This window comes from Candidatus Methylomirabilota bacterium (assembly GCA_036005065.1).
Classification (GTDB): Bacteria; Methylomirabilota; Methylomirabilia; order Rokubacteriales; family DASRDR01; genus DASYQW01.
The window spans coordinates 1-23170 of record DASYQW010000062.1 but is presented as its reverse complement, the minus strand read 5'-3'; the positions used below and the strand labels follow the sequence as shown (position 1 = coordinate 23170).

20 protein-coding genes and 1 pseudogene are annotated in these 23170 nt (G+C 70.3%); 18 read left to right on the top strand and 3 right to left on the bottom strand.

Going from position 1 to position 23170, the window contains the following annotated elements; all coding sequences use genetic code 11:
* Nucleotides 1-179: 179 nt before the first annotated feature.
* On the bottom strand, nt 180-1106 hold the full coding sequence (locus VGW35_04470; GenBank protein ID HEV8306897.1) for an LLM class flavin-dependent oxidoreductase: 927 nt from the start codon (nt 1104-1106) through the stop codon (nt 180-182).
* 310 nt (nt 1107-1416) lie between these two features.
* Here VGW35_04470 and VGW35_04465 point away from each other — a divergent pair, with 310 nt between their 5' ends.
* Genes VGW35_04465 through VGW35_04455 form a run of 3 tightly spaced genes read left to right on the top strand, consistent with a single transcriptional unit; the run spans nt 1417 to nt 5458 of the window.
* Nucleotides 1417-3003 (top strand): D-aminoacylase, encoded by a 1587-nt coding sequence (locus tag VGW35_04465; GenBank protein HEV8306896.1) that lies wholly within the window; start codon nt 1417-1419, stop codon nt 3001-3003.
* Nucleotides 3004-3008: 5 nt separating this feature from the next.
* Entirely contained in the window at nt 3009-4193 is a 1185-nt protein-coding gene (locus VGW35_04460) for a Xaa-Pro peptidase family protein (GenBank protein HEV8306895.1), read from the top strand.
* Nucleotides 4190-5458: a threonine synthase gene (locus tag VGW35_04455; protein HEV8306894.1), complete on the top strand. Its 1269-nt coding sequence runs from the start codon at nt 4190-4192 to the stop codon at nt 5456-5458. The genes VGW35_04460 and VGW35_04455 overlap by 4 nt, the downstream gene beginning before the upstream one ends.
* Nucleotides 5459-5623: 165 nt before the next feature.
* Here VGW35_04455 and VGW35_04450 read toward each other — a convergent pair.
* Nucleotides 5624-5737, bottom strand: a pseudogene (locus VGW35_04450) (LysE family transporter).
* Between the two features lie 221 nt (nt 5738-5958).
* On the opposite strand from VGW35_04450, the gene VGW35_04445 reads away from it, so the two are divergent.
* The 15 genes from VGW35_04445 to VGW35_04375 all read left to right on the top strand — a co-directional run bounded on the left by VGW35_04445 (nt 5959) and on the right by VGW35_04375 (nt 21670).
* The gene (locus VGW35_04445) at nt 5959-7113 is read left to right on the top strand and encodes a mandelate racemase/muconate lactonizing enzyme family protein (GenBank protein ID HEV8306893.1); all 1155 of its coding nucleotides are present in this window, start codon (nt 5959-5961) and stop codon (nt 7111-7113) included.
* Nucleotides 7114-7156: 43 nt separating this feature from the next.
* Nucleotides 7157-8413 (top strand): sugar ABC transporter substrate-binding protein, encoded by a 1257-nt coding sequence (locus tag VGW35_04440; GenBank protein HEV8306892.1) that lies wholly within the window; start codon nt 7157-7159, stop codon nt 8411-8413.
* Nucleotides 8414-8429: 16 nt separating this feature from the next.
* Complete coding sequence (locus VGW35_04435) at nt 8430-9365, top strand: sugar ABC transporter permease (GenBank protein ID HEV8306891.1); 936 nt, start codon at nt 8430-8432, stop codon at nt 9363-9365.
* 239 nt (nt 9366-9604) lie between these two features.
* Nucleotides 9605-10363: a carbohydrate ABC transporter permease gene (locus VGW35_04430; protein ID HEV8306890.1), complete on the top strand. Its 759-nt coding sequence runs from the start codon at nt 9605-9607 to the stop codon at nt 10361-10363.
* A gap of 5 nt (nt 10364-10368) precedes the next feature.
* Nucleotides 10369-10836: a hypothetical protein gene (locus tag VGW35_04425; protein ID HEV8306889.1), complete on the top strand. Its 468-nt coding sequence runs from the start codon at nt 10369-10371 to the stop codon at nt 10834-10836.
* Between the two features lie 69 nt (nt 10837-10905).
* Nucleotides 10906-11301 (top strand): hypothetical protein, encoded by a 396-nt coding sequence (locus VGW35_04420; GenBank protein HEV8306888.1) that lies wholly within the window; start codon nt 10906-10908, stop codon nt 11299-11301.
* 88 nt (nt 11302-11389) lie between these two features.
* The gene (locus VGW35_04415) at nt 11390-13693 is read left to right on the top strand and encodes a xanthine dehydrogenase family protein molybdopterin-binding subunit (GenBank protein ID HEV8306887.1); all 2304 of its coding nucleotides are present in this window, start codon (nt 11390-11392) and stop codon (nt 13691-13693) included.
* Nucleotides 13672-14331, top strand: a complete 660-nt coding sequence (locus VGW35_04410) for an isochorismatase family protein (protein ID HEV8306886.1) — start codon at nt 13672-13674, stop codon at nt 14329-14331. The genes VGW35_04415 and VGW35_04410 overlap by 22 nt, the downstream gene beginning before the upstream one ends.
* 36 nt (nt 14332-14367) lie before the next feature.
* Nucleotides 14368-14787: a DUF3830 family protein gene (locus VGW35_04405; protein ID HEV8306885.1), complete on the top strand. Its 420-nt coding sequence runs from the start codon at nt 14368-14370 to the stop codon at nt 14785-14787.
* Between the two features lie 94 nt (nt 14788-14881).
* Nucleotides 14882-16435 carry an ABC transporter substrate-binding protein gene (locus VGW35_04400; protein HEV8306884.1) on the top strand — a complete coding sequence of 518 codons (1554 nt, stop codon included), beginning with the start codon at nt 14882-14884 and terminating at the stop codon, nt 16433-16435.
* A gap of 34 nt (nt 16436-16469) precedes the next feature.
* A complete protein-coding gene (locus tag VGW35_04395) occupies nt 16470-17402 on the top strand; it encodes an ABC transporter permease (GenBank protein ID HEV8306883.1) in 933 nt (310 codons plus the stop codon).
* Nucleotides 17368-18195: an ABC transporter permease gene (locus tag VGW35_04390; protein HEV8306882.1), complete on the top strand. Its 828-nt coding sequence runs from the start codon at nt 17368-17370 to the stop codon at nt 18193-18195. The genes VGW35_04395 and VGW35_04390 overlap by 35 nt, the downstream gene beginning before the upstream one ends.
* Before the next feature lie 11 nt (nt 18196-18206).
* On the top strand, nt 18207-19241 hold the full coding sequence (locus tag VGW35_04385; GenBank protein ID HEV8306881.1) for a TIGR03619 family F420-dependent LLM class oxidoreductase: 1035 nt from the start codon (nt 18207-18209) through the stop codon (nt 19239-19241).
* Entirely contained in the window at nt 19238-20191 is a 954-nt protein-coding gene (locus VGW35_04380; GenBank protein HEV8306880.1) for a D-2-hydroxyacid dehydrogenase family protein, read from the top strand. The genes VGW35_04385 and VGW35_04380 overlap by 4 nt, the downstream gene beginning before the upstream one ends.
* 144 nt (nt 20192-20335) lie before the next feature.
* Nucleotides 20336-21670: a serine hydrolase domain-containing protein gene (locus VGW35_04375; protein HEV8306879.1), complete on the top strand. Its 1335-nt coding sequence runs from the start codon at nt 20336-20338 to the stop codon at nt 21668-21670.
* Between the two features lie 192 nt (nt 21671-21862).
* On the opposite strand, the gene VGW35_04370 is transcribed toward VGW35_04375, so the two are convergent.
* Nucleotides 21863-23170: FAD-binding oxidoreductase (locus VGW35_04370; protein HEV8306878.1), on the bottom strand; the 1308-nt coding region annotated here is incomplete at its 5' end.

The following is a 23170-nucleotide window of genomic DNA, read 5'->3' as shown; positions in this document are numbered from 1 at the left end:
TGCCGAAAGGCCCCGCTGACGACATCGTCCTCCCCCCGGACTCGATCCCGGCGACACGGCGGATGCCCGGTCCCGCTCCCGAGGGCCGATCCTGCGGCAGACGGAGCCACGAGTCAATGCCGGGCGATCGGTGCCGGGCAGAGCTCTCGGAAGGGACCGCCACGCCCCCTCCGGCTCGCCTATCGCTTGAAGGCGTTGATCACCGCACGGGCTCCGTCGACGCCGATGGGAGGAACCAGGATGGGGAGATCGACGCCGGCGGCGCGGAACGCGGCGAGCTGCTCCCGGCAACGGGCGAGGGGACCGAGGAGACAGACCGCATCGAGGAGGCGGTCGGTCAGCGAGGCGCCCCCGCCCCCCTGTTCCATCTCGGCCGCCTCGGCCGCGAAGCCGCTGGCCCTGAACAGTCGCTGGAAGAAGGGAAAGGTGGTATAGAGGGCGAGGTTCTGGCGGGCTGCGTCGCGCAAGGCCTCGAGGTCGTCGCCGATGAAGGTCGGCAGCCCGAGGGTGACGTCGAGCTTGCCGAGCCCCGAGGCCCTGGCCCGGCCGCGGGCGGTCCACGCCTTGCTCTTGGTGACGCGCGCCGCCGACCACAGAAACGGCATGATCCCATCCGCGAGCTCGCTGGCGAGCTCGACGGTCTTGGAGGTCACCGCGGCCACGTAGAGCGGCACCGGCTGCGGGGCCGGCCGCTGGGGCAGATGCGTCGCCGGGCCCTCACCCTTCAACCAGCCGCGGACCGCCGTCACGTAAGACCTGAGAGCCCGGGGCGGATCCTGCATGTCGATCCCCAGCGCCCGGTTCACCGGCGGGTGGCTGACCCCGAGCCCGAGGATGAAGCGCCCGCCGGTGGCATCGGCGACGAGGGCCGCGCCCTGGGCACAGACGTAGGAATGTCGCAGGTAGATGTTGGCGATCCACGTGCCGATCTGGATTCGCTTGGTGGCCGCGCCCATGAGCTGGGCCGTGGCCAGGACGTCGTTGTTCACCTCGGCGGCGAAGATCGCGTCGAAGCCTGCCTCCTCCGCTTCGCGCGCGATCGCCTGAATCTCACGGGCCTTCCAGCCCACTCCCGGAATGACGCCCAACCCGAGTCGTTCAGCCATCACGTTCCCCCTTTTCTGAGAGCCCCCTGGCCGGCTGGGAGCGTGGCGACCCGCCGGCGCTCGTCCCATCGGGGCGATCAGTAGCACCCGGAGACCAGAGCCGTCAACTGCGCGTCGGGTCGGGGGCGCGCGCGCCGCGCATGACGCGCGTCCGCGCCGACGGGCAGCCCTTGACGCCCGTCCAGGCCTGGCGTACGGTCGTCCCGATTTCGGAGGACTGTCAGGGCAAACCGGTGAGGATCGCGCGGCCCGAGGGCCTGTCCATGCGGCGCCACGTCCGTGCCGGCCGCCTGTCGCGCGGAGACGGCGCGTGCTGAGTCTCGTCCTTCGCGGCGGCCGGGTGGTGGACGGCACCGGGCGCCCCGCCTACGACGCGGACGTCGGCCTGGCCGGCGACACGATCGTCGCGATCGGACCCGGTCTGCCGGCGGCCTCCGTGGAGATGGACGCGCGCGGGCAGGTGGTGGCGCCGGGGTTCGTCGACATCCACACCCACTCGGACTACACGCTGCTCCTCAACCGGAACGCCGAGAGCGCCGTCCGCCAGGGCGTCACCACCGAGCTGGTGGGGAACTGCGGCATGTCCTGCGCGCCGCTCGCCGATCCGGTTCACCTGCCGCTCGCGATCATCGACTACCTGCCCGGGGTCGACATCGGCTGGCGCCGGTTCGCCGAGTGGCTGGAGGCGCTCGGCCGGGACGGCGTGTCGATCAACGTGGGCGGGCTCGTCGGGCACGGAGCCCTGCGGCTGGCGGCCATGGGGCCCGAGCCCCGGCCGGCCACCCCGGCCGAAGTGGGCCGGATGGTCGGGCTCCTCGAGGAGTCGCTGGAGGCGGGGGCCTTCGGGCTGTCGTCGGGCCTCGAGTACCCGGTGGGAAAGACGGCCACCTCCGAGGAGCTGGTCGCCCTCGCGACCGCGGTGGGGCGGCGCGGGGGCCTCTACGCCACTCACATCCGCAACCGGGACTACTCCTACGAGACGGCGATCGACGAAGCACTCGACACGGCCCGCGCGGCCCGCGTGCGGCTTCAGATCTCCCACGTCTCCCCCCGGTGGGGCGTGCGGGAGGGCGGGGCCGAGGCGGCGATGGGGGCGATCCGCCACGCGCGGGCGGCCGGCCTCGACGTCGCCTTCGACAACCATCCCTACTTGCTGGGTCGGGGGCTCGTGATGGCGGCGCTCCCCCCGTGGGCCTTCGAGGGCGGCGTGCGGCGGCTCCGGGAGCGGCTGCGCGATCCGCGGGAGCGGGCCCGGATGCGCGCCAACGAGAACCCGCAGTGGAAGCACGTCCACCAGGGTCGCTGGGACCTGCTGTCGGTCTACGACGCGCCGGCCAACCGCGATCTCCACGGTCAGACGATCCAGGAGCTGGCGGCCGCCCGGCGATGCGACCCCTGGGACGTCGTCTTCGACCTGCTCGCCGACGAGGGGGACAACCCGAGCAGCCTCTTCTGGTCGGCTCCCCTCCATCGGCAGGAAGACGTGGACGCGACCTTTCGCGACCCGGACTGCGTCGTCATCTCCGACGGCTCGACGGTGGCGCCCTACGGCCCCTGCCGGGACGTGCGGCACATCTACTCCTACGGCTGGGCGAGCCATCTGCTGCGCCGCTACGTTCGCGAGCGCGGGGTGCTGACCCTGGAGGGCGCGGTCCACAAGCTGACCGAGGGCCCCGCTCGGCGGATGGGACTGACTGATCGCGGCACGCTGGGACCGGGCCAGAAAGCTGACCTGGTGGTCTTCGATCCGGCGACGGTCGTCGACCGCGCCAGCTTCGAGCACCCGATCGCCTTTCCGGCGGGCATCCGGTACGTCTTCGTCAACGGCGTGCTGACCGTGCGGGACGGAGAGCACACCAGCGCCCGGGCGGGCCGACTCCTCCGCCGGGCGGGCTGATCACGATGCTTCGACACGATCGACGGATCCAGGCCGCCCTGGCCGCCCACGGACTCCGCGCCCTGGTCGCCAGCTCGGCCGAGAATGTCCGGTACCTGACCGGCTACGACTCTCCGGCGCTGTACATCTACCGCTATCCCGGCGCCTACGCGGTCGCGCTCCCGGGGCGCGAGCCAGTCCTGATCGTCGGCATGTCAGGCCTCGAGTACACCGTCGAGCGGCCGGTGGCCACCAAGGCCATTCGGACCACCGGGACCTACCACGTGGAGCGGCGGGCCGGCGCGACTCTCTCGCCGGCGGAGGCGGTCGTCCAGGACCTCCGCCAGAGCTGCCCGCACCATGCGACGGCCGAAGAGGCGCTGCTGGCGATCCTCGCCGAGGACGGTGGGGCCGGCGCGGTGGGCGTCGACGAGGGCGGCCTGAGCCCGGCACTCTGGCGGGTGCTGGCGGCACGGCTTCCCGCCGGCGCCCTCGTCGAGGCCCGAAGCATCCTCGCCGAGATCCGGCGGATCAAGACGGCGGACGAGCTCGACCTCTTGCGCCAGGCCATCGCGATCAACGAGCGGTCGGCCGCCCGGGCCTTCGCCGTGGCAGCCGAGGGGCGGCCCGAATCCGAGATGGAGGCGGCGTTTCGAGCTGAAGCGGCGGCGGCGGGCGCCGATCCAGGCCACTGGGAGACGACGCTCGGGCCTCGAAGCAGCGGGTCGTTTCACGCCGCGTCGTACGTCGGCGCGCCGGGCGATCTGATCCGGTCCGACTCCAGCCTGCGCTATCGTGGCTACTGGTCCGACATCGGGCGGACCCGAGTCCTCGGCCGGGCGTCAGCCGATCACCTCCGGACCTACGCGGCCATCCGGGCCGGGCAGGACGCGGCGGTGGCCGCGGTGCGGCCGGGCACCCGGGTCGGTGACCTCTTCGCCCTCGCCGTCGACACGATTCGGCAGGCCGGCATCCCCCACTTCCGCCGCCACCACGTGGGTCACGGCATCGGGCTCGAGATGTACGAGGCGCCGCTCATCGTCGAGGGCTCGGACGAGCGGCTCGAGGCGGGGATGGTGCTGAACGTCGAGGTGCCGTACTACGAGTCGGGCTACGGCGGATTCCAGATCGAGGACACGGTCCTGGTGACCGAGGACGGATGCCGGATCCTCACGGCGGCGGATCGCGGCCTCGCCTCGGTCGGCCCATGAGCGCCGCCTATTCGGCCGCGACCGGGCTCGCCTGCACGCAGTGCGGTGCCGCTCACCCGTGGGGGCCGCAGCTCTCGGGCTGCCAGAGCTGCCGGGCGGCCGGCCGGGCGGGCGCGCTGGCGGTCACGTATGCGTTCGAGCCGGCGGATGCCGGCCGCCTCACCGGCGGGACGCACTTCTGGAGCTTTCACCGGTTCCTCCCGGTGACTCGCCAGGAGGCGACGGTCACCCTCGGGGAGGGACAGACGCCGCTGGTCGCGATGGAGTGGGTCGCGCGGGAGCTCGGGCTCGCTGAGGCGGCGGTCAAGCTGGAAGGGGCCAACCCGACCCTGTCGTACAAGGATCGAACGAACGCGGTGGCGGTGGCCATCGCCCGCGAGCTCGGCTACGACCGGATCTGTTGCACCTCATCGGGGAACCACGGGGTCTCGATGGCCGCGTATGCGTCGGCAGCCGGCCTCCGGAGCCTGGTGCTGTTCCCGCCGGACGCGCCTCCCTCGGTCGTCGCCGAGGTGCGTCACTACGGAGGGGAGGCGGTGATCGTAGAGCCGGATCGTGGCCCGGGCTCGCCCCTGACGCTCCTGGAGGCGCTCCACCAAGACCACGGCTGGTTCGTCTCGAACCGGAACGCCCCGCTCGTCGAGGGCCGGCGCGTCGGGAACCCGTTCGGGCTCGAGGGCTACAAGACCATCGCCTACGAGATCTGGCAGCAGCTCGGCCGCCGCGTGCCTGCCTGGTGCTGTGTGCCGGTCGGGGGCGGCGACGGCATCGCCGGGGTGTGGCGAGGATTCCGCGAGCTCGTCGAGCTCGGGCTCGCGCCGACCGGACCTCGCATGGTCGCCTGCCAGCCGGAGGCGGGCGACTCGGTGGTCGCCGCGTGGCGCGCCGGATGGCCGGACGTGAGGCCGGTCAGGCCTCGGCCGACCATCGCGTTGTCGCTCGTCGACCGTCTCAGCGGCGACCACGCCCTACGCGCCGTCCGCGAGTCCGGCGGCTCGGCGGTCGCGGTGACGGACGAGGCGATCCGGGACGCCGGCCGAGAGCTGGGCCAGCATGGCCTCGCCCTCGAACCCTCCTCCGCCACCGCCCTGGCCGGCCTGCGCGCCCTGGGCAAGGAGGGGGTCCTTCGGCCGGCCGAGACGGCGGTCGTCCTCGGCACCGGGGCCGGCCTCCGCTGGCCGGCGACCTACGACCGCCCCGGGACGACTGACGTGCCGCGGATTCCACCCAACCTGACGATGCTGGGGGCCGTCGTCCCCCTGTGAGACGGGGGACGGCCCCCCGTCGGGGTGGTCGGGCCCTGGCCCGAGGGCCGCCAGGCGCCGCGCAGCGCCTGAATCCCGAGGAAGTAGGCCGCGCCGCCGAGCTTGAACCGCGACGAAGACCGGCTCGGACGCGGCGAGCAGCGTCGTGACGCCCACACTCGTCGCCAGGGCCCAGGTAGCCTGTCCGGCCGCGACACCCATCGCCGTGAAGACACCGCCCCGGCGCCCGCCCAGCAGCGTGTTGCGAATGGTCAGGGCCGTGTCCGGCCCCGGCGTCACGATGACGACGACGGCGACCACGAGAAAGGCTGCAAGGGTAGGAGGGGCTCATGGCCCACCCATTTCTTGCCGATCAGGGCTGACCGATGCCGTCGGCAATCCGGCGGGGCGACGACACCGCGGCTCGCTTGCCAGGCCGGGGCCTCGGTGCTATCGTTCCCGCCCAGGACCGCGCGGCCCTCGGTGGCTTCGCGGTCCCGACAGGACCTACGAGCCTCGACATGAAAGTGACGCGGGTCGAGATCACGCCCGTCTCGGTGCCGTTCCGCGAGCCGGAGACCTGGGCGTGGGGCGAGCGACGCGGGATTTCGCGCGTCATCGTGCAGGTCCACACCGACGACGGGCTGGTCGGGCTCGGAGAAGCCGTGGGCGCGCCGTCCACGCCGATCATGCTCGAGGCGCTGAGACACCTCGCGGGCCTGATCGAGGGCCACGATCCCTACCGTGTCGAGCAGTGCACCCGCATGCTGTACGGGCGGGGCGGCTGGCACTACTTCCGCCGCCTCGGGAACTACGCGATCGCCGCGGTCGAGATGGCGTTCTGGGACCTCATCGGTCAGGCGGCCGGCCAACCGGTGGCCCATCTCCTCGGCGGCCCCGTCGTGGACCGAGTGCCCTTCTACTATCCCATCGCGCGAAAGCCCCTGGCCACGATGGCCGAGGAGGCGGGGGCGGCGGTCGAGCGCGGCATGCGGACCGTGTACCTGAAGATCGGGCTCGACGAGGAGGCCGACGTGGAGACGGTCGCGACGGTCCGCCAAGCGCTCGGCACGCGGGCCAAGCTCCGGGTCGATGCCAACGAGGCGTGGACGGCCGGCGAGGCCATCAGGGTGATCAAGAGGATCGAGCCGTTCGACCTCGAGTTCGTCGAGCAGCCGGTCTCCATGCTGGATCTGGATGCGATGGAGCGGGTGCGCGATGCCGTCGACGTGCCGATTGCGGCCGATCAGGGCGCCTGGCTCGAGTCCGATGTGCTGGAGGTCGTGCGCCGGCGGGCGGCGGACGTCATCCTGACCGGGCCCCACCGCGTCGGGGGTCTCCTGGCGTTCAAGAAGGTGTGCGGTCTGTGCGAGGTCGCCAACATTCCGGTCGCCAAGCAGAGCCCGGGTGACCTCGGGATCGCGACGGCGGCTGCCCTGCAGGTCGTCAGCACGTGCCCGAACGCGGTGGGGCTGGCGAGCCAGACCCATCTCTCGCTCCTGGTCCACGACATCGTCCGGCCGGAGCACGTGTTCACCGACGGGACGCTGCCGGTGCCGATGGCGCCCGGCCTCGGGGTGACCCTGGATCCCGAGCGGTTGGCCGAAGCCCACCGGCGGTACCTCGAGGCCGGCTCCTACACGAGTCACGGTGACCCCCGGGGCGAGACCCGGTGAGCCCGGGGCGCCCCCACCCGGTCAAGATCGGGAGGATCCGACCATGATGCGTCGCTCGTTGCTCGCGTGCGGGATCGCCACGCTCCTCGCCTTCGTGACCACCGGCCTGCTGGGGACGCTGCGGCTGGCTCACGGACAGACCCCGGTGGAGCTCGAGCTCGCCACCTGGTGGTGGGCGGTGCCGACGCGGGGCGACGCGCTGCGGAAGATCACCGCGGCCTTCAGTGTCGAGTACCCGCAGGTGAAGATCAAGGAATTCAGCATTCCGTACCCGCGGTTCGAGGAAACGCTGATGGTACGGCTGGCGGCCGGCAATGCGCCGGACGTCGTGACGGCGTCGGACACCATGTTCTTCTCTTTCATGACGCGCGAGCATCTGGCCCCGCTCGACACGATGGTCAACCTGGCCAGGTTGAAGAACGAGTTCCTGCCGGCTCAGCGGATCGGTGAGGTGAGTGGGCGGACGTATGGCGTCCTGGTCGACTATGTCTCCTACGCGCTGCTGATCAACAAGCGCCTGTTCCGCGAGGCGGGCATCGCTCAGCCGCCGCGCACCCCCGAGGAGTTCCTTTCGGTGGCCAAGAGGCTGACCCGGGCCCCGGACCAGTTCGGCTACGGCGTCCGTCATACGATGGATCAGGAGGCGGGTTGGTGGTACGAAGCGTCCTTCTGGGTCATCGGGTTCGGCGGCCGGTGGGCCGTGGATGGGAAGCCGGCCGTGAACTCTGCGCCCGTGGTGGCGGCGGTCCGGTTCCTGAAAGAGATGTACGATGCGGGAATCTTCCCGAAGGGCGTCGACTCGGCCACCTATCGGCGCATGTTCTATCACGAGAAGGTCGCGATGCTGACCGACAACCAGAACCACATCGTGATCTCCCGGACACAGAATCCCGCCATCGAGGTGGAGGCGGTACCCCCGCCGTTCAAGCAGCCGGTCACTCATGTGGAGTCGGTCTTCCTGACGATTCCCAAAGCCGCCCGCCATCCGAAGGAGGCCGCGGCCTTCCTGGAGTTCTTCCAGCGACACCTGAAGGACTATGGCCTGGCCGCCCGGAACATCGTGAACTCGAAGTCCGCGAACGAGGCGATCTTCAAGGAGGCGCCGCACCTGCGGACGTTCGTCGAGCTGCCGGTGGTTCCGGATGCCATCCTGCCCGCGGGATTCGAGACCCGGCTGCCCGAGTTCCGGAACATCGTGCTGAAGCACGTGAGCAACGTGCTCGTGCGCAACCTCGATCCCAAGGCGGAGATGGACGCGGCCCAGGCCGAGCTGGAGGAGAAGGTCGTGAAGAAGCCGTAGCGACGCCCGAGCGGTGGTGTTGGGCACGTCCGGCGGCCGACTCGCAGCAGCGCCGCGCCCTCCCTCCGCCGTCTGGCGGGAGGCCGCCCTCCCGTATCTGCTGATCGCGCCCGTCACCCTGCTGATGGGCGCGCTGGTGCTCTACCCGATGGGTCGTGGCTTGCTCCGCAGCCTCTATGGAGGCCGCGACCTCCTTCCGCGGGCGGCGGACTTCGTGGGCATCGCGAACTACCGGGACCTGGCGCGCTCGGCCGAGGTCGCGAACAGCGTGTGGATCACCGTGATGTACACGACGGGGATCGTGGGACTGACCCTGGTGATCAGCATGGCGTGCGCGCTGTTGCTCTGCGACGAGTTCAAGGGCCGAGGACTGGCGCGGGCGGCGTTGACGGTCCCCTGGGGCACTCCCCTGGTGGCCAGCGCGCTCATCTGGTACTGGATGTACGACGCCCAGTACGGCCTCGTGAACTTCATCCTGGGGCGCCTCGGGATCATCCGGGCGAGTGTCGGCTGGCTGGTGTCGCCGAGCTGGGCCCTTCCCGCCGTCATCCTGGTGGACGTGTGGCGATTGTTCCCGCTGGGGGCGGTCGTGCTGCTGTCGGCCCTGACGGCCGTGGACCGCTCCCTCTACGAGGCGGCGCGGATCGACGGCGCCGGCGGCGCCGCGACCTTCCGGCACGTCACCCTGCCGAGCATCCGGCCGACCTTCGGCGTGCTGACGCTGCTGTTCACGATCTGGGCGCTGAAGCGCTTCGCCACCGTCTGGATCCTCACCCAGGGCGGCCCGGCCGGCGCCACGGACGTTCTCGCGGTCGAGATCTACCGGGAAGCCTTTCGGAATTTTCGGATGGGGACGGCCTCGGCGCTGGCCATGGTCGGCATCGGCATCTCGGCGATCATCGCCGTCGTCTACCAGGTCCTCGAGCGACGCGGTGGAGCGGCCGCGGTCTAGTTCATCGGAGGGGGCCTCGGCGGCCCCCTCCGAGACCTCCCCCAGGAATGGGTTGCGCCGGCGAAGCCGGCGCTCGGAGCGGACAACCAGACCCGTGTGGCCGGGCCTCAGGCGGCGCGCGGTTGCTCGGAGAGCCTCCTGAGATGTCGAGCGGGCCGGCGTCGGCGTGGAGCGTTCGCCGGACGATACGGCGGGGAGGCCGATACGGGCTCGTCGCGCTCGCCTTGAGGTTCTCGCTGTTGCCCGTCTACTGGATGCTGGTGACGGCGATTCAACGGACGGCGGACCTGTACGGGTGGCCGCCGCGGGTGGCCCCCAACTTCGCCGAGATCGCCGTGTTCGGCCGGCTCTTCGCGACTCAGCCGATCGGGCGCTGGCTGGCCAACAGCTTCGTGGTGGGGACCGGCGCCGCGGTGCTGGCGGTCACGGCGTCGGTGTTCGGCGCCTACAGCCTGTCGCGCTTCCGCTACCGCGGGCGGGGCACCGTGGGGTTCCTCCTGCTTCTGACACAGATGCTGCCCACCGCGGTGCTCATCGTCCCGCTGTTCGTGCTGTTCAATCGGGTCGGCCTGCTCGACAGCCGCCTGGGGCTGATCCTGGCGAACGCGGCGATCACCGCCCCCATCACGGTCTGGATCCTCAAGGCCTTCTTCGACGCGATCCCGGTCGAGATCGAGGAGGCCGCCCTGGTGGACGGCTGCTCCCGCGTGGGCGTCCTCCGTCGCATCACGATACCCCTGTCGACCCCGGCGCTGGTCACGGCCTTCGCGATCGGGTTCTTCGAGGCGTGGAACGAGTTCGTGTTCGCCGTGACCTTCGTCAGCGACCAGTCCCTGTGGGTCACGTCGGTGGGGCTGGCCTCGTGGATCGGGTACCTGGAGACGCCGATCGAGATCATGATGGCCGGCGCCGTCGTGTTCACGCTCCCCTCGGTGCTGGTCTCTCTCGTCTTGCAGCGCCGGCTGGCGACCGGCCTGGTCGCCGGGGCGGTCAGGTAAGGGCCATGTCTCTTGACCGACTTCACATCTCGTGTGAGCTGAGTCGCCGGCAGCTTCTGGCCGGCCACGTCGCCACCTGGATGGGCTACTGGCCGGGTGTGCTGGTGATGGTGGCCATCACGGCATTCGTCTTCGCCATGGCCTGGTGGGCGTCTCCCTGGTTCCTGTTGTCGTTGGTCGTCCTCTTCCCGGCGTGGAACAATGTTGTCCTGTGCGTCGCCGGGTTCGTGCGCCCCTTGCTCTTTGGTCCGATGCACGTGGACGTCGTCGTCGAAGAAGACCGCATCGGCCAAAGGGTCGGCCAAGCGTGGCACTGGCTACCGCTCGAGAAGGTTGATCGCGTCGCGCGATTCGGCGGCGTCTGGGCGATCCTGAGCCTCAGCAACATCAGCATCTACATCCCCGCTTCTGCGATTGACGAGAAGTACATCGCTCACGTCCGGGCCGTAATGGGGAAGAGCCGCCAGGGCTGAGGCGATTACGCGTCGAGACCGGGAAGCGACGCGGATCCCGCTCTGGCCTTGGCAGCGGAGGGTTCGATCATGCCGAAGACGATCCAGCAGAGCGTGACGTTGCCCGCCACGGCCGCCGCACTGTACCGCATGTATCTGAATCCCAGGAGTCACGCGGCGATCACCGGAGGCCCGGTCAAGATCAGCGCGAAGCCGGGCTCCGCCTTCCGCGCATTCAACGGAGCCCTCTCGGGAAAGATGCTGGGCACCCGACCCGGGCGCATGATCGTCCAGACCTGGCGATCGACGAACTTCGGCTCCAAGGATCTCGACTCGATCCTGATCCTCACGTTCTGGCCTCGCGGCAAGTCCGGGCGCATCCGCCTCGTCCACGCCAACGTGGCGGACCGGGACGTCCGGGGGGTCACCGCGGGGTGGAAGAAGTACTACTGGAAGCCGTGGCGAGCGTACTTGACCAAGAGGTGATAGGCTTCGGGTGTCCGCGCCCCGAGGGGGAGCGCGGGCGCGAGGTCGCCCGGTCGATCCGTCACTCCTGGTTTCGGGAGGCGCCTGAATGTCGCAGCCGTCGCTGATCGGACGCTCCATCCGCCGCGTGGACGGCGGGGAAAAGGTGGTCGGCCTCACACGCTACGCCGCCGATCTGCAGCTGCCCGGCATGGTTCACGCCCGCCTGGTCCTGAGCCCCCATGCCCACGCGCGCATCGCGCGACTCGACACCGCGGCCGCGGCCGCCGTGCCCGGGGTCCTGGGCGTCTTTCAGGCCGGGGATCTCCGTCTCGCCAAGGTCGATGAGAATGCGCGCGCCAAGTGCCCGCTGGCGGTCGACCGCGTGCTCTTCGCCGGACATCCCGTGGCGGCGGTGGTGGCCGAGACGGCGGCCGTGGCCGAAGACGCCGCGGGCTTGGTCGAGGTCGAGTACGAGGTGCTCCCGCCGGCGGTCGACGTCGCCGAGGCCATGCGCAAGGATGCCCCGCGCGTGCGCGGGAAGGGGGGCGCCAGCGGCGAGGAAGAGCTGGCCATGCACGGCGCCGCGGCGGGAGGCCAGCGACTCCAGGAAGACGTGGGACCCAACGTGGTGAACACGCAGCGCTTCAGCCGGGGTGACGTGGCGCGAGGCTTCGCCGAGGCCGATGTCGTCGTCGAGCGCCGGTACACGACGTCGACGGTGCACCAGGCCTATCTGGAGCCTCAAGCCGCGCTGGCCGCGGCGGATCCGCTGGGGGCCCTGACGATCTGGACCAGCACTCAGGCGCTGTTCTTCACCCGGTCGGAAGTCTGCGAGGTGCTCGGGTTGCCCGAGCACCGGGTCAAGATCATCGCCACCCCGCTGGGCGGCGCCTTTGGCGGAAAATTCGTCCTGCTGGAGCCGCTGGCGGGCGCGCTGGCCTTGCGACTCCGGCGGCCGGTGTCCGTCGTGCTGACCCGCACCGAGGAGTTCCTTGCCACCACGCCGGCGCCGGCGGCGGTGTTCGAGCTGAAGATGGGCGTGAAGCGCGACGGGATGCTGGTGGCCCTCCAGGGCCGGGTCGTGTTCGACGCCGGCGCCTTCGCGGGTGCTCCGGTGGGAATCGCGCTCATGCTGATGGGGAGCTACTACCAGATCCCCCACGTGGATCTCCGCGGCTACGAGGTGCTCACCCACAAGACCGGCAACGGCGCCTACCGCGCGCCGGGCGCCGTGCAGGCGACGTTCGCCCTCGAGTCGCACATGGACGAGCTGGGCCGGGGCATCGGGATGGACCCGCTGGAGCTCCGGCTGAAGAACGCCTCCCGGCCGGGCGATCCCATGATCTCGGGGCAGCCGTGGCCCAAGATGGGCCTGCGCGAGTGCCTGGAGCGCCTGCGGGCGGAGCGCGATCGTCGCGCGCTGTCTCCCGCCGACTCGGGGAACGGACGCCTCCGCCGCGGCGTGGGCGTCGCCGTGGGGGGCTGGCTGGGCGGCATCGAGCCCGCCAGTGCCGTGTGCCGGATGGATCGGGACGGCACGATCAGCATCGTGGTGGGCACGGTCGACATGAGTGGCACCAACACGGCTTTCGCCCAGATCGCGGCCGAGAGCGTCGGGCTCCCCGTCGAGGCCGTCCGCGTGATCAACGGCGACACGGAGACCGCGCCCTACGGGGGCGCCAGCGGGGGCAGCAAGATCACCTACACCGCGGGGCTCGCCGTGGAGCGCGCGGCCCGGGACGCGCAGCGCCAGATCCTCGCCATCGCGGCGGACAAGCTGGAGGCGGCGATGGACGACCTCGAGATCGTCGACGGAGCCGTCCGGGTGCGGGGCGTCCCCGGCCGCTTCGTGACCCTGGGCGACGTCGCCAAGGCCAGCATGCAGTTCGGGGCCAAGTACGAGCCCGTCTTCGGCCGGGGCGCCAGCGCCACGCTCGCGCGGTCGCCGGCCTTCGCGGCCCACCTGTCGGAGGTGGCGGTGGATTCCGAGACGGGCCGCGTCGAGGTCCTCGGCCACCTCGTCGTCCAGGACGTGGGGCGGGCCATCAATCCGGCCGCGGTCGAAGGCCAGCTTCACGGCGGCGTCGCCCAGGGCATCGGATGGGCGCTCTTCGAGCGGATGCCCTACGACGCCCAGGGCCAGATGCTGGCGGGCACGCTGATGGACTACGCGCTCCCGCAGAGCGACCAGGTTCCGTCGATCGACACGGTGATCGTCGAGGTCCCGTCCGACCACGGCCCGTTCGGGGCCAAGGGAGTCGGAGAGCCGCCGGTCATCGCGGCCCCGGCGGCCATCGCCAACGCGATCGCAGACGCGACGGGGACGCGCTTCACCGAGCTGCCGATCACGGCGGAGGCGATCTGCCGGGCCTCCCGAGGAACCCCTCCATGGCGCTCTGGGACGGACTGATCCCCGATGCGGAGCAGGAGGTCTACCATCGGGCCGGGTACGGCCGGCTCCGGGGCTTCGGCACGCGCGGCGCCCTCCTCGTGGTGGACATGGAGTACAATTTCACGGGGGAACAGCCCGAGCCCGTCTGGCAGGCGATCGAAAAGTTCAAGGACAGCTGCGGCGTCTACGCCTGGACCGCGCTCCCATTCATCCGCCGGCTTCTCGACCTGTCGCGCGAGGCCAGGCTCCCGGTCTTCTTCACCCACGGCGTGCCCAAGGGGGGCCGGGCGGGCGAGGCCGACCGCGGGACGGCCATCGTGGACGAGGTGAAGCCGGCGCCTGGTGAAGTCGTCATCGCCAAGGACGTCCCCAGCGCGTTTTTCGGGACGCACCTGGCGAGCTACCTCATCGAGCGGCGCATCGACACCGTGATCGTCACCGGCTGCACCACCAGCGGGTGTGTCCGGGCCACGGTGCTCGACAGCTATTCGTATCGGTTCAAGACGGTCGTGCCCATCGAGGCGGTCTTCGATCGGGCGGAGACGCCACATCGGGTCAACCTCTTCGACATGGCGATGAAGTATGCCCACGTGGTGCCGTCCCGCGAGGTGGAGGATTGGATCACCGCGCAGATGGCTCGGGGGGCGGACGGGTGACGTCCCGAGCCGGGTACGTCGAAAGGAGCAGAGGCGGTGCCCAACATCGCGATCGAGCTGGATGGAATCGTGGCCAGGGCCGTACTTTTCCCCGAGAAGGCCCCGCGGACGTGTGAGAAGGTCTGGTCGCTCCTGCCGATCGAGGACCGGACGATCCAGGTCCGATGGTCCGGCGCGGCGTGGCGCACCGAGAAGAACTACCCGTTGAACCTGGGAGAGGTCGAGAACCCGGTCACCGTGCTCCAGGCCGGCGACATCATCTACTACGACGATCCTCGCTACCAGCTCTACAAGATCGGCATCGCCTACGGGCAGGCGGCCTGGCGCGACTTCAAGGGGGACCTGCCCGTCGCGCACATCGGCCGGATCATCGAAAACGTGGAACCCTTCGCGAAGAGCTGCGAGCGCATCATCTTCGAAGGCCCCAAGACCGTGCGCATCCGACGGGCGGGGTGACCGGACACCGGGATGTCCGACGCGCACCGGATGCGGTTCACGCGAGGGTACGCCTGAGGACCGTGGACCCGGCGATCGGAACAGGAGGCTAGCGATGCGGCGATCCAGCAAGCACTCCGCTCGACACCTGACCCCGGCCCTGGTGGTGGTCGCCCTGCTGCTGGCGACGGCCGCGCCGCTCCTCGCCGGCGCCGCCGAACCGGTACGCGGCGGGACCCTCCGGGTGGGCTGGATTCCGCAGACCCGGACCTTCGATCCCCAGCTCTCCGTCCAGTGGCCCGAGCGGTTCGTCCTGTACGCGATCTTCAACACCCTGGTGGGCGTGGACAGCACCTTCAACATCGTTCCCGAGCTGGCCCGCTCGTGGCAGTTCTCCCCCGACGGCCGCAAGATCACCTTTCAGTTGCAGCGCGGGGTCAAGTTCCACGATGGGACGGACTTCACCGCCGAGGCGGTGAAGTGGAACATCGAGCGGATCCTCGACCCCAAGACGAAATCGCCCCAGCGGAGCCAGCTCGAGCCGACGATCGAGCGGGTAGGGGTGATCGATCCCCAGACCGTGGTCTTCGAGCTGAAGCGACCGTTCGCCCCCCTCCTGGCCGCGCTGGCCGAGCGCCCCGGGTTCATCGTCTCGCCGGCCGCCGTGCAGAAGTACGGTGAGGACTTCGGCCGCAATCCCGTGGGCACGGGCCCCTTCCGATTCGTCGAGTGGGTCACCGATTCCCATCTCACCCTGGAGCGGTTCGCCGGCTACTGGGACCCGGGGAAGCCGTACCTCGATCGGATCGTGTACCGGGTGGTGCCGGACCCGACCGTGCGGATCACCATGGTGCGCACCGGGGAGGTCGACATCGCGACCGACGTGGATGCCAAGGACGTGCCGACGCTCTCGCGCGAGAGCGCCATCAAGGTGAGCGAGCTCAAGCCACCGGCCCGGTGGAACGCGTTGCAGTGGTGGGTGGACAAGCCGCCCTTCAACAACAAGGCGCTGCGGCAGGCGATCGCGCTGGCCATCGATCGGAGCGAGCTTCGCGACGTCTTCCTGCTGGGGTTCGGCGAGCCGGCCCGCGGACCGGTGGTGCCCGGGGTATGGTGGTTCGACCCGAACTTCAAGGGATACGGCTATGACCTCGAGCAGGCCAAACGCAAGCTGGCCGAAGCGGGGTATCCCAACGGCTTCCGGCACAAGTTCACGGTCACGAACACGCCCCAGTGGATCCGGCAGGGCGAGTTGCTCCAGGAGCAGCTCAAGAAGATCAACGTGACACTGGAGTTCGAGCCGGTGAACCCGGCGGACTCCTACGCTCTGGTGGTCCAGAAGAAGACGAACTGGACGCACACCAACTGGACCCAGCGCGCCGACCCCGACGGCCTGTTGCGCATCCTGTTCCACTCGAAGGGCTTCGCCAACACGACCGGGTACAACAACCCCCGGGTGGACGAGCTGCTCGACCGCGCCGCCGCGATCTTCGAGGCCGAGAAGCGCAAGCCGCTCTATCACGAGGCCGAGCGGATCATCGTGGACGACGCGCCGTATGTCTTCCTGAACTACACCGCCGAGTTCGCGGTGATGAGCCGCCGGGTGCAGAACTGGAAGTGGGTCCCCGATCTGGTGCCGCGCTTCCGGGAGCTCTGGCTGGAGAAGTAGCGAAGGCTCGACAGGCGCCGCAGTGTGGACGTTCGTGGCGCGCCGCACTCTGGCGATGCTGTTTGCGATCGTGTTCCTGACCGCCCTCATCTTCCTGCTCATGCGGGCGGTCCTGGGCGATCCCGTCGTGCTGATGCTGGGCCGCGACGCCGACCCCGACACGATCGCCCGGCTGCGGCAGGATCTCGGCTTCGATCGCCCGCCGTACGTCCAGTACCTCGACTGGCTCGGCCGGCTCCTCGGCGGCGACTGGGGGCGGTCCTTTCGCACCTCGGAGCCGGTGTTTCGGGCCATCCTGGCCCGCCTCCCCGTCACGCTCGAGCTGACGGCGCTGTCGCTCCTGCTGGCGGTGGGGCTGGCGCTCGCCCTGGGGATCCTGGCGGCGGTCCGCTCGCACACGAAGGTCGACCTGGGGATCGCGCTCCTGACCGGCCTGGGGATCGCCATGCCCAATTTCTGGATCGCCATCCTCTTGATCTTCCTGTTCTCGCTTCAGCTTCGGCTGCTGCCGTCGTCGGGCACGGTGCCCTTCACGGAAGACCCGGTGGGCAACCTCACGCGCATGGCTCTGCCGGCGGTCACCCTGAGCGCCGCCTACTTCTCGAACCTGGCCCGGCTGACGCGGACCAAGATGCTGGAAGCGCTGGAGAGCGATTACGTGCGGACGGCCCGCGCCAAGGGCATCTCGGAGACGCGCGTGCTCTGGGTGCACGCCCTGCGCAACTCGCTGCTTCCGGTGCTGAGCGTGCTGGGGATCAGCATTTCCCGGCTCTTCGGGGGGGCGGTCGTCACCGAGACGGTCTTCGCGCTGCCGGGGATCGGGATCCTGCTGGTCGACTCGATCCTCGGGCGCGACTTTCCGGTCGTGCAGGGCGTCATCATCGTGGTGACCGTCGGGGTGTTCGTGACGAACTTCCTCGTCGAGCTGGCCTATGGGATCGTGGATCCCCGGGTTCGCCTCCAGTAAGGCGGGCGCCGAGGTCGCGCTGGGGGCCGGCATCGTCGCGGCGGCGTTCCTCTGCGCGGCGCTCGGCGCCCGGATGGCCCCGTACGACGCGTCGCGCTACAGTCCGCGCGAGACCCTCCGGCCGCCCAGCGCGACTCACGTGCTCGGGACCGACCCGCTGGGGCGCGACGTCTTCAGCCAGATCATCGTCGGCGCCCGGATCTCGATGGTGGTGGGGATACTGTCGGTGGTGGCCGGGATGGCGGCGGGCACGGCGCTCGGGCTGGTGGCGGGCACCTTCCGCGGCGCCGGGCCCGACCTGCTCATGCGGGTGATGGACGCGTTTCTCGTCTTCCCCTCGCTCGTGCTGGCTCTCGCCATCACCGCCTTCCTCGGGGTGAGCCTCTGGAACGTGATCGGGGCGCTGGCCATCACGTTCATTCCGAGCTTCGCCCTCCTGGTCCGGGGTGAGGTCGTGTCGCTGCGCGAGCGGGAGTTCATCGCGGCCGCGTGGGCCCAGGGGGCGAGCGCCGGCCGCGTGATGTGGCGCCACTTCCTGCCGAACGTGAGCGACGTCCTGCTCGTCCAGGCCTCGTTCGGGGTCGGAACGGCGATCCTGACCGAGGCGAGCCTGAGCTTCCTGGGGCTCGGCGTTCCCCCTCCCGCACTGTCGTGGGGCCGCATGCTGCGGGAGGGCTATTCCTACCTGGTCCTGGCGCCGTGGATCTCCATCGCCTCGGGCGCGGCGATCTTCCTGGTGGTGCTGGCCTTTCAGGTGCTGTCGGATGGCCTCCGCGACCTGGTCGGTCGCTGAGGGGGGGCACGATGCGCTTTGGCGTCGGCTTGCCTACCTGCCGGGAGGGCACGGCCTATCCGGTCCCTTACGTCCGGCCCCAGGATTTCGCCACGCTGGCCGCCCGCGCCGAGGAGCTCGGCTTCTACTCGCTGTGGGCGAACGACCATCTGACGACGCCCCACGTCATCCAGGCCACCCAGGCGGACGCGCCCAACTTCTACGAGCCGCTGATCACCTACGCCTCGCTGACGCACGTGACGCGGCGGTTGCGCCTGGTGCTGAGCGTGCTCGTGCTGCCCCACCGCGACGTCGTCGTGGTGGCCAAGCAGCTGGCGACGCTGGACGTGCTGACGGGCGGGCGCGTCATGCTGGGACTCGGGATCGGGGCGTACCGCGAGGAGTTCGAGGCCGTCCGGCCCGAGCTCCGGGGGGCGAACCGCGGCGCCCTCCTCGAGGAAGGCATCCGGGCGCTCCAGCTCCTGTTCACGCAGCGGCGGGCGAGCCTTCAGGGGACGCACATTCGTTTCGCCGAGATCGAGCTGGCTCCCAAGCCGATGCAGCGGCCGTTCCCGATCTACGTGAGCGCCCACGAGGCGGCGGGCTTTCGGCGGGCCGGCCGGCTGGGGGATGGGTTGATCGTCGCCGGGCTCGCCCGCGATCGGATCGGCGAGGCCCGCGCGACCATGACGGCGGCGGCCGTGCAAGCCGGCCGGGACCCGGCGCGGTTGTCGGTGCACTTCCAGATCTGGCTGAGCTTCGGCCGGGACCGGGCGGAGGCCGAGGCGAAGCTGCGGCAATCTCAGCACTTCCGCCGGACGGTGGCCAGGGACCCCGAGCGCTCGGAGGAGAAGGCCCTCGCGCAGTACCGGGCCGGAAATCTATTCGGCCATCCCGACGACGTGATCCAGCAGCTGCGGGAGTTCGAGCGCCTGGGCGTCGCCCACGTGGGGGTCGTGTTCCTCGGCAGCACCCGAGACGAGCTCCTGGCGGACATGGAGCTCTTCGCCGAGCGCGTCATGCCCGCGTTTCCGGAGGCCGAGCCCGCCGGCGGCGAGCGATCGTGACCCGCCTCGCGATCCTCGACGACTATCAGGGCGTCGCCGTCCACCTGGCCGACTGGCGCCGCCTTCCCGCCGACGTCGAGGTGGTGGCGTTCCGGGACCACCTCGCCGACCTCGACGCCGTCGCCGCCCGGCTGGCCGATTTCGACATCGTCGTGGCCATGCGGGAGCGGACGCCGTTCCCGGGAGCGCTCCTCGCCCGCCTGCCCCGGCTCCGCCTCCTCGTCACGGCCGGGATGCGCAACGCGGCCATCGACCTGCCCGCGGCGGCCGCGCGCGGCGTCCTCGTCTGCGGCACGGCGGGCCTGCCGTATCCGACGGCCGAGCTCGCCTGGGGGCTGATCCTCTCGCTGGTCAGGCGCATTCCCACCGAGGACCGGGCGACCCGGGCGGGTCGCTGGCAGGAGAGCGTCGGGCTCGGGCTCAACGGCAAGACCCTCGGGGTGCTCGGACTTGGCGGGCTCGGCTCGCGGGTGGCCCGGATCGGGCACGCGTTCGAGATGCGGGTGCTGGCCTGGAGCCAGAACCTCACCGCCGAGCGCGCCGCCGAGGTGGGCGCCACCCTGGTCGGGCGCGACGAGCTCCTGGCGCGATCGGACGTGGTCACCATTCACCTCGTCCTCAGCGAGCGCACCCGCGGTCTCCTCGGCGCACGCGAGCTGGCCCTCCTGAAGCCGAGCGCGTACCTCGTCAACACGTCCCGCGGTCCCATCGTGGACGAGGCCGCGCTCGTCCGCGCGCTCCGCGACGGCATCATCGCCGGCGCCGGCCTCGACGTCTTCGACGAGGAGCCGCTGCCGCTCGACCACCCGCTCCGCCGGCTCCCCAACACGGTGATCACCCCGCACCTGGGTTACGTGACCGAGGAGACCTACCGGATCTTCTACGGGCAGGCGCTCGAGGACATCCAGGCCTACCTGGGCGGCGAGCCGATTCGGGTGCTGCGCCCGTAGCCTCGCGTCTCGACGCCACCCGGCCTGCCTTGCCCTTGACTCGCCCTCCGCGTGTGGTAGGGTACAGGCGGTTTTGGGGGGATTGGGCAGGGAAGTCCGAGAATTGGCCTCTATGTCAGCGGCGTTCTATTCGGAGGAATGCCCATGATTTCGAGCACGCGACAGCCCTCGCAACGAAGGGTGCTGCCTGTCGTCGCCCTCACGATTGCCACTCTGTTCGTGCCGGCCGTGGCCAAGGCGCAGAGCACAGTAGGACCCGACACGCTTCCCATCGCGAGCGCCCAGCCCGAAAGCGTCGGCATGTCGCCGGATCGACTCGCGCGGCTTACAGCCATCTTCAAGAAGGAGATCGAGGACAAGAGACTGCCTGGCGCAGTCATGATGATCGCGCGCAAGAGCAAGCTGGTCTATGCGACCGCTGTTGGTCTGCGTGACCCGAAGGGCACCGATCCCATGCGGGTCGACACCATCTTCCGCATCTACTCGATGACCAAGCCCATGGTCTCGGTCGCCGCCATGCTTCTGGTCGAGGACGGCGCGCTGCAGCTCATGGATCCGGTCGCCAAATGGCTTCCTGCCTTCAAGGATGTCAAGGTCTGGACCAGCGGCGGTGAGGTCGCGGCAGAGCGTCCCATGACGGTGCAGGATCTCTTGCGTCATACCGCTGGCCTTCCATACGGCGAGCTGACGCAGAACGCTGCCGTCAAGGACGCCTTGATCAAGGCCGGTCTGTTCAAGCCCGGCGTGATCGATTTCGACGTACGCGATATGACTGGCGCGGAGCAGGTCGAGCGCCTCTCCAAGATTCCATTGCTCTATCAGCCCGGCACGACCTGGGAGTACAGCCTTGCCTCCGATGTGCTCGGGCGCGTCGTGGAAGCGGCGTCGGGCAAGCGCCTCGGCGATTTTATGAGCGAGCGCGTGTTCAAGCCGCTCGGAATGGGCGACACCGGATTCTGGGTGCCGGAGGCCAAGATCGGGCGTGTCGCCGAACCCTTTGAGAAGGATCCCCTCGCCGGCACGGCGATCAAGCTGATCGACGTGTCGAAACAGCCAGGAAACGACTCCGGCGGCGCGGGCGGCGTAGCGACCGCGGGCGACTACTTGCGCTTCGCGCAAATGCTGGCGAACGGCGGCATCCTGGATGGCCAGCGTGTGGTGAGCCGCACCACCATCAAGCACATGACCGCCGATCATCTGGGATCAGGCCTGCCCGTGGCAGCGACGCCGGGCGGGTCGGTGCTGCGAGCATCGACCTATACCTTCGGCCTCGGCTTTGCCGTGCGGCCCTCGGACGGCATCGCCCCTGTTCCAGGGTCAGCCGGTGATTTCAACTGGGGCGGTTATGCCGGCACCCTCTTCTGGGTTGATCCGAAGGAGCAGCTGGTCGCCGTTTTCATGGTGCAATCGGCAGGCGCCTTGCGCTTGTACCATCGCACGCTCTTCAGGCAGCTCGTTTACCAAGCGATCGTCGACTGACCAGGAGCGCCTCTTCTCTGGGACCAGCCGGGCGGTCACCAGAATCGGCGCCCGGGCGACCGGGAGAGCGTAGCCTTCGGGATCAATGCTCGGTGCCAGATGGTGGGACAGTCGGCGTGGGGGTGCGCTTGCGCCGGTGATAGGTGGCGCGCATCCGCCGCGGCTGGCGCCATGCCTCGCGAATGATCCCGGCTAGAGCCAGCGGTCTTCGATGCTGTAGACGACGTAGGCGCCGGCCAGGTACGCCCGGCGCAGGAACGGGAGCGGGAAGCGCGTCAGCCCCGCCGCCGTGAGGGGCGTGTCGCGGGCGACGTCCTTGCCGGCGACGAGATCGGCCGCGAGGCCGCCGCAGTGGGTGGCCATGGCGACGCCGCTGCCCTGATACGCCATGGCGTAGGCCACGCTGGGGTCGCCGTCGACCCTGTTCACGTGCGGCATGAGGTCGTACGAGAGGCAGACGTTCCCGGACCAGAAGTACTCGCTCCCGACCCCGCGCAGGACCGGCCACTTCGCGGCGAGCGCGGCCTCGAGCCGCCGGCGCCGCTTGGCCAGCGCAGCCGGGGCATGGAGGATGCCGCCCCGGCCGCCGAAGAGGAGCCGCCCGTCGGGGAGGCGCCGCCAGGAAAAGAGCAGCTTCCGCGAGTCGGAGAAGACCTGGGTCGTCAGCATGCCGACCTCGCGCCATTCGGCCTCGGCCAGCGGGCGGGTGACGACGATGCTGCTGATGGCCGGCAGGACACGCCCCCCGAAGAAGGGGTGGAGTCCTTCGGGCGTGTAGCCGTTGGTGGCCACCACGACCTTGCGGGCGCGCACGGCGCCGGTGGGGGTGACCAGCACGTGTTCTCCGCCCTCTCGCCGCCAGGCCACGACGGGTGACCGGTCGCAGAGCACGGCGCCCCGCCGCATCGCCGCCGCGGCGAGCCCGCGGACGTACTTCATCGGATGGAGGCCGAAGGCGTTCCGGACGCGGAGCGCGCCGTGGGCCGCCGGCCCCCGCAGGTACCCGTCGCGCTCGAGCCGGGCCCGGTCCAGGAACTCGACCTCCCGGAAGTCGAGCACTTCGCGGTAGAGCCGGACGCGCTCCTCCAGGTCGGCCACCGCCCCGGCGCGGTGCGCGGCCAGGAGCCAGCCGTCCGGCTGCGGGTCACAGGCGATCTGCTCCCGGGCGATCAGCTCGCGCACCGTCTCGACGGCCTCGACTCCCACCTGGACCGCGCGCCGCGCCGTCTCCAGCCCCCACTTTCGGATCCGCTCGGCGAGGCCGAGCTTCCCGAGCGAGGTGAGCGCGAATCCGCCGTTGCGCCCGCTCGCGCCCCAGCCGATCCGGTGGGCTTCGAGGACCACGGTGTCCAGGCCGTGGGTGCCGGCCAGGCGATAGGCCGCCGCGAGCCCGGTGTAGCCGCCGCCGATCACGGCGACCTCCGCGCGCCGGTCGCCGGCGAGGGTCTGCACGCCCGCGGGCTCGGGCCCGGCAGTCGCGGCCCAGTAGGAGGGCACGTG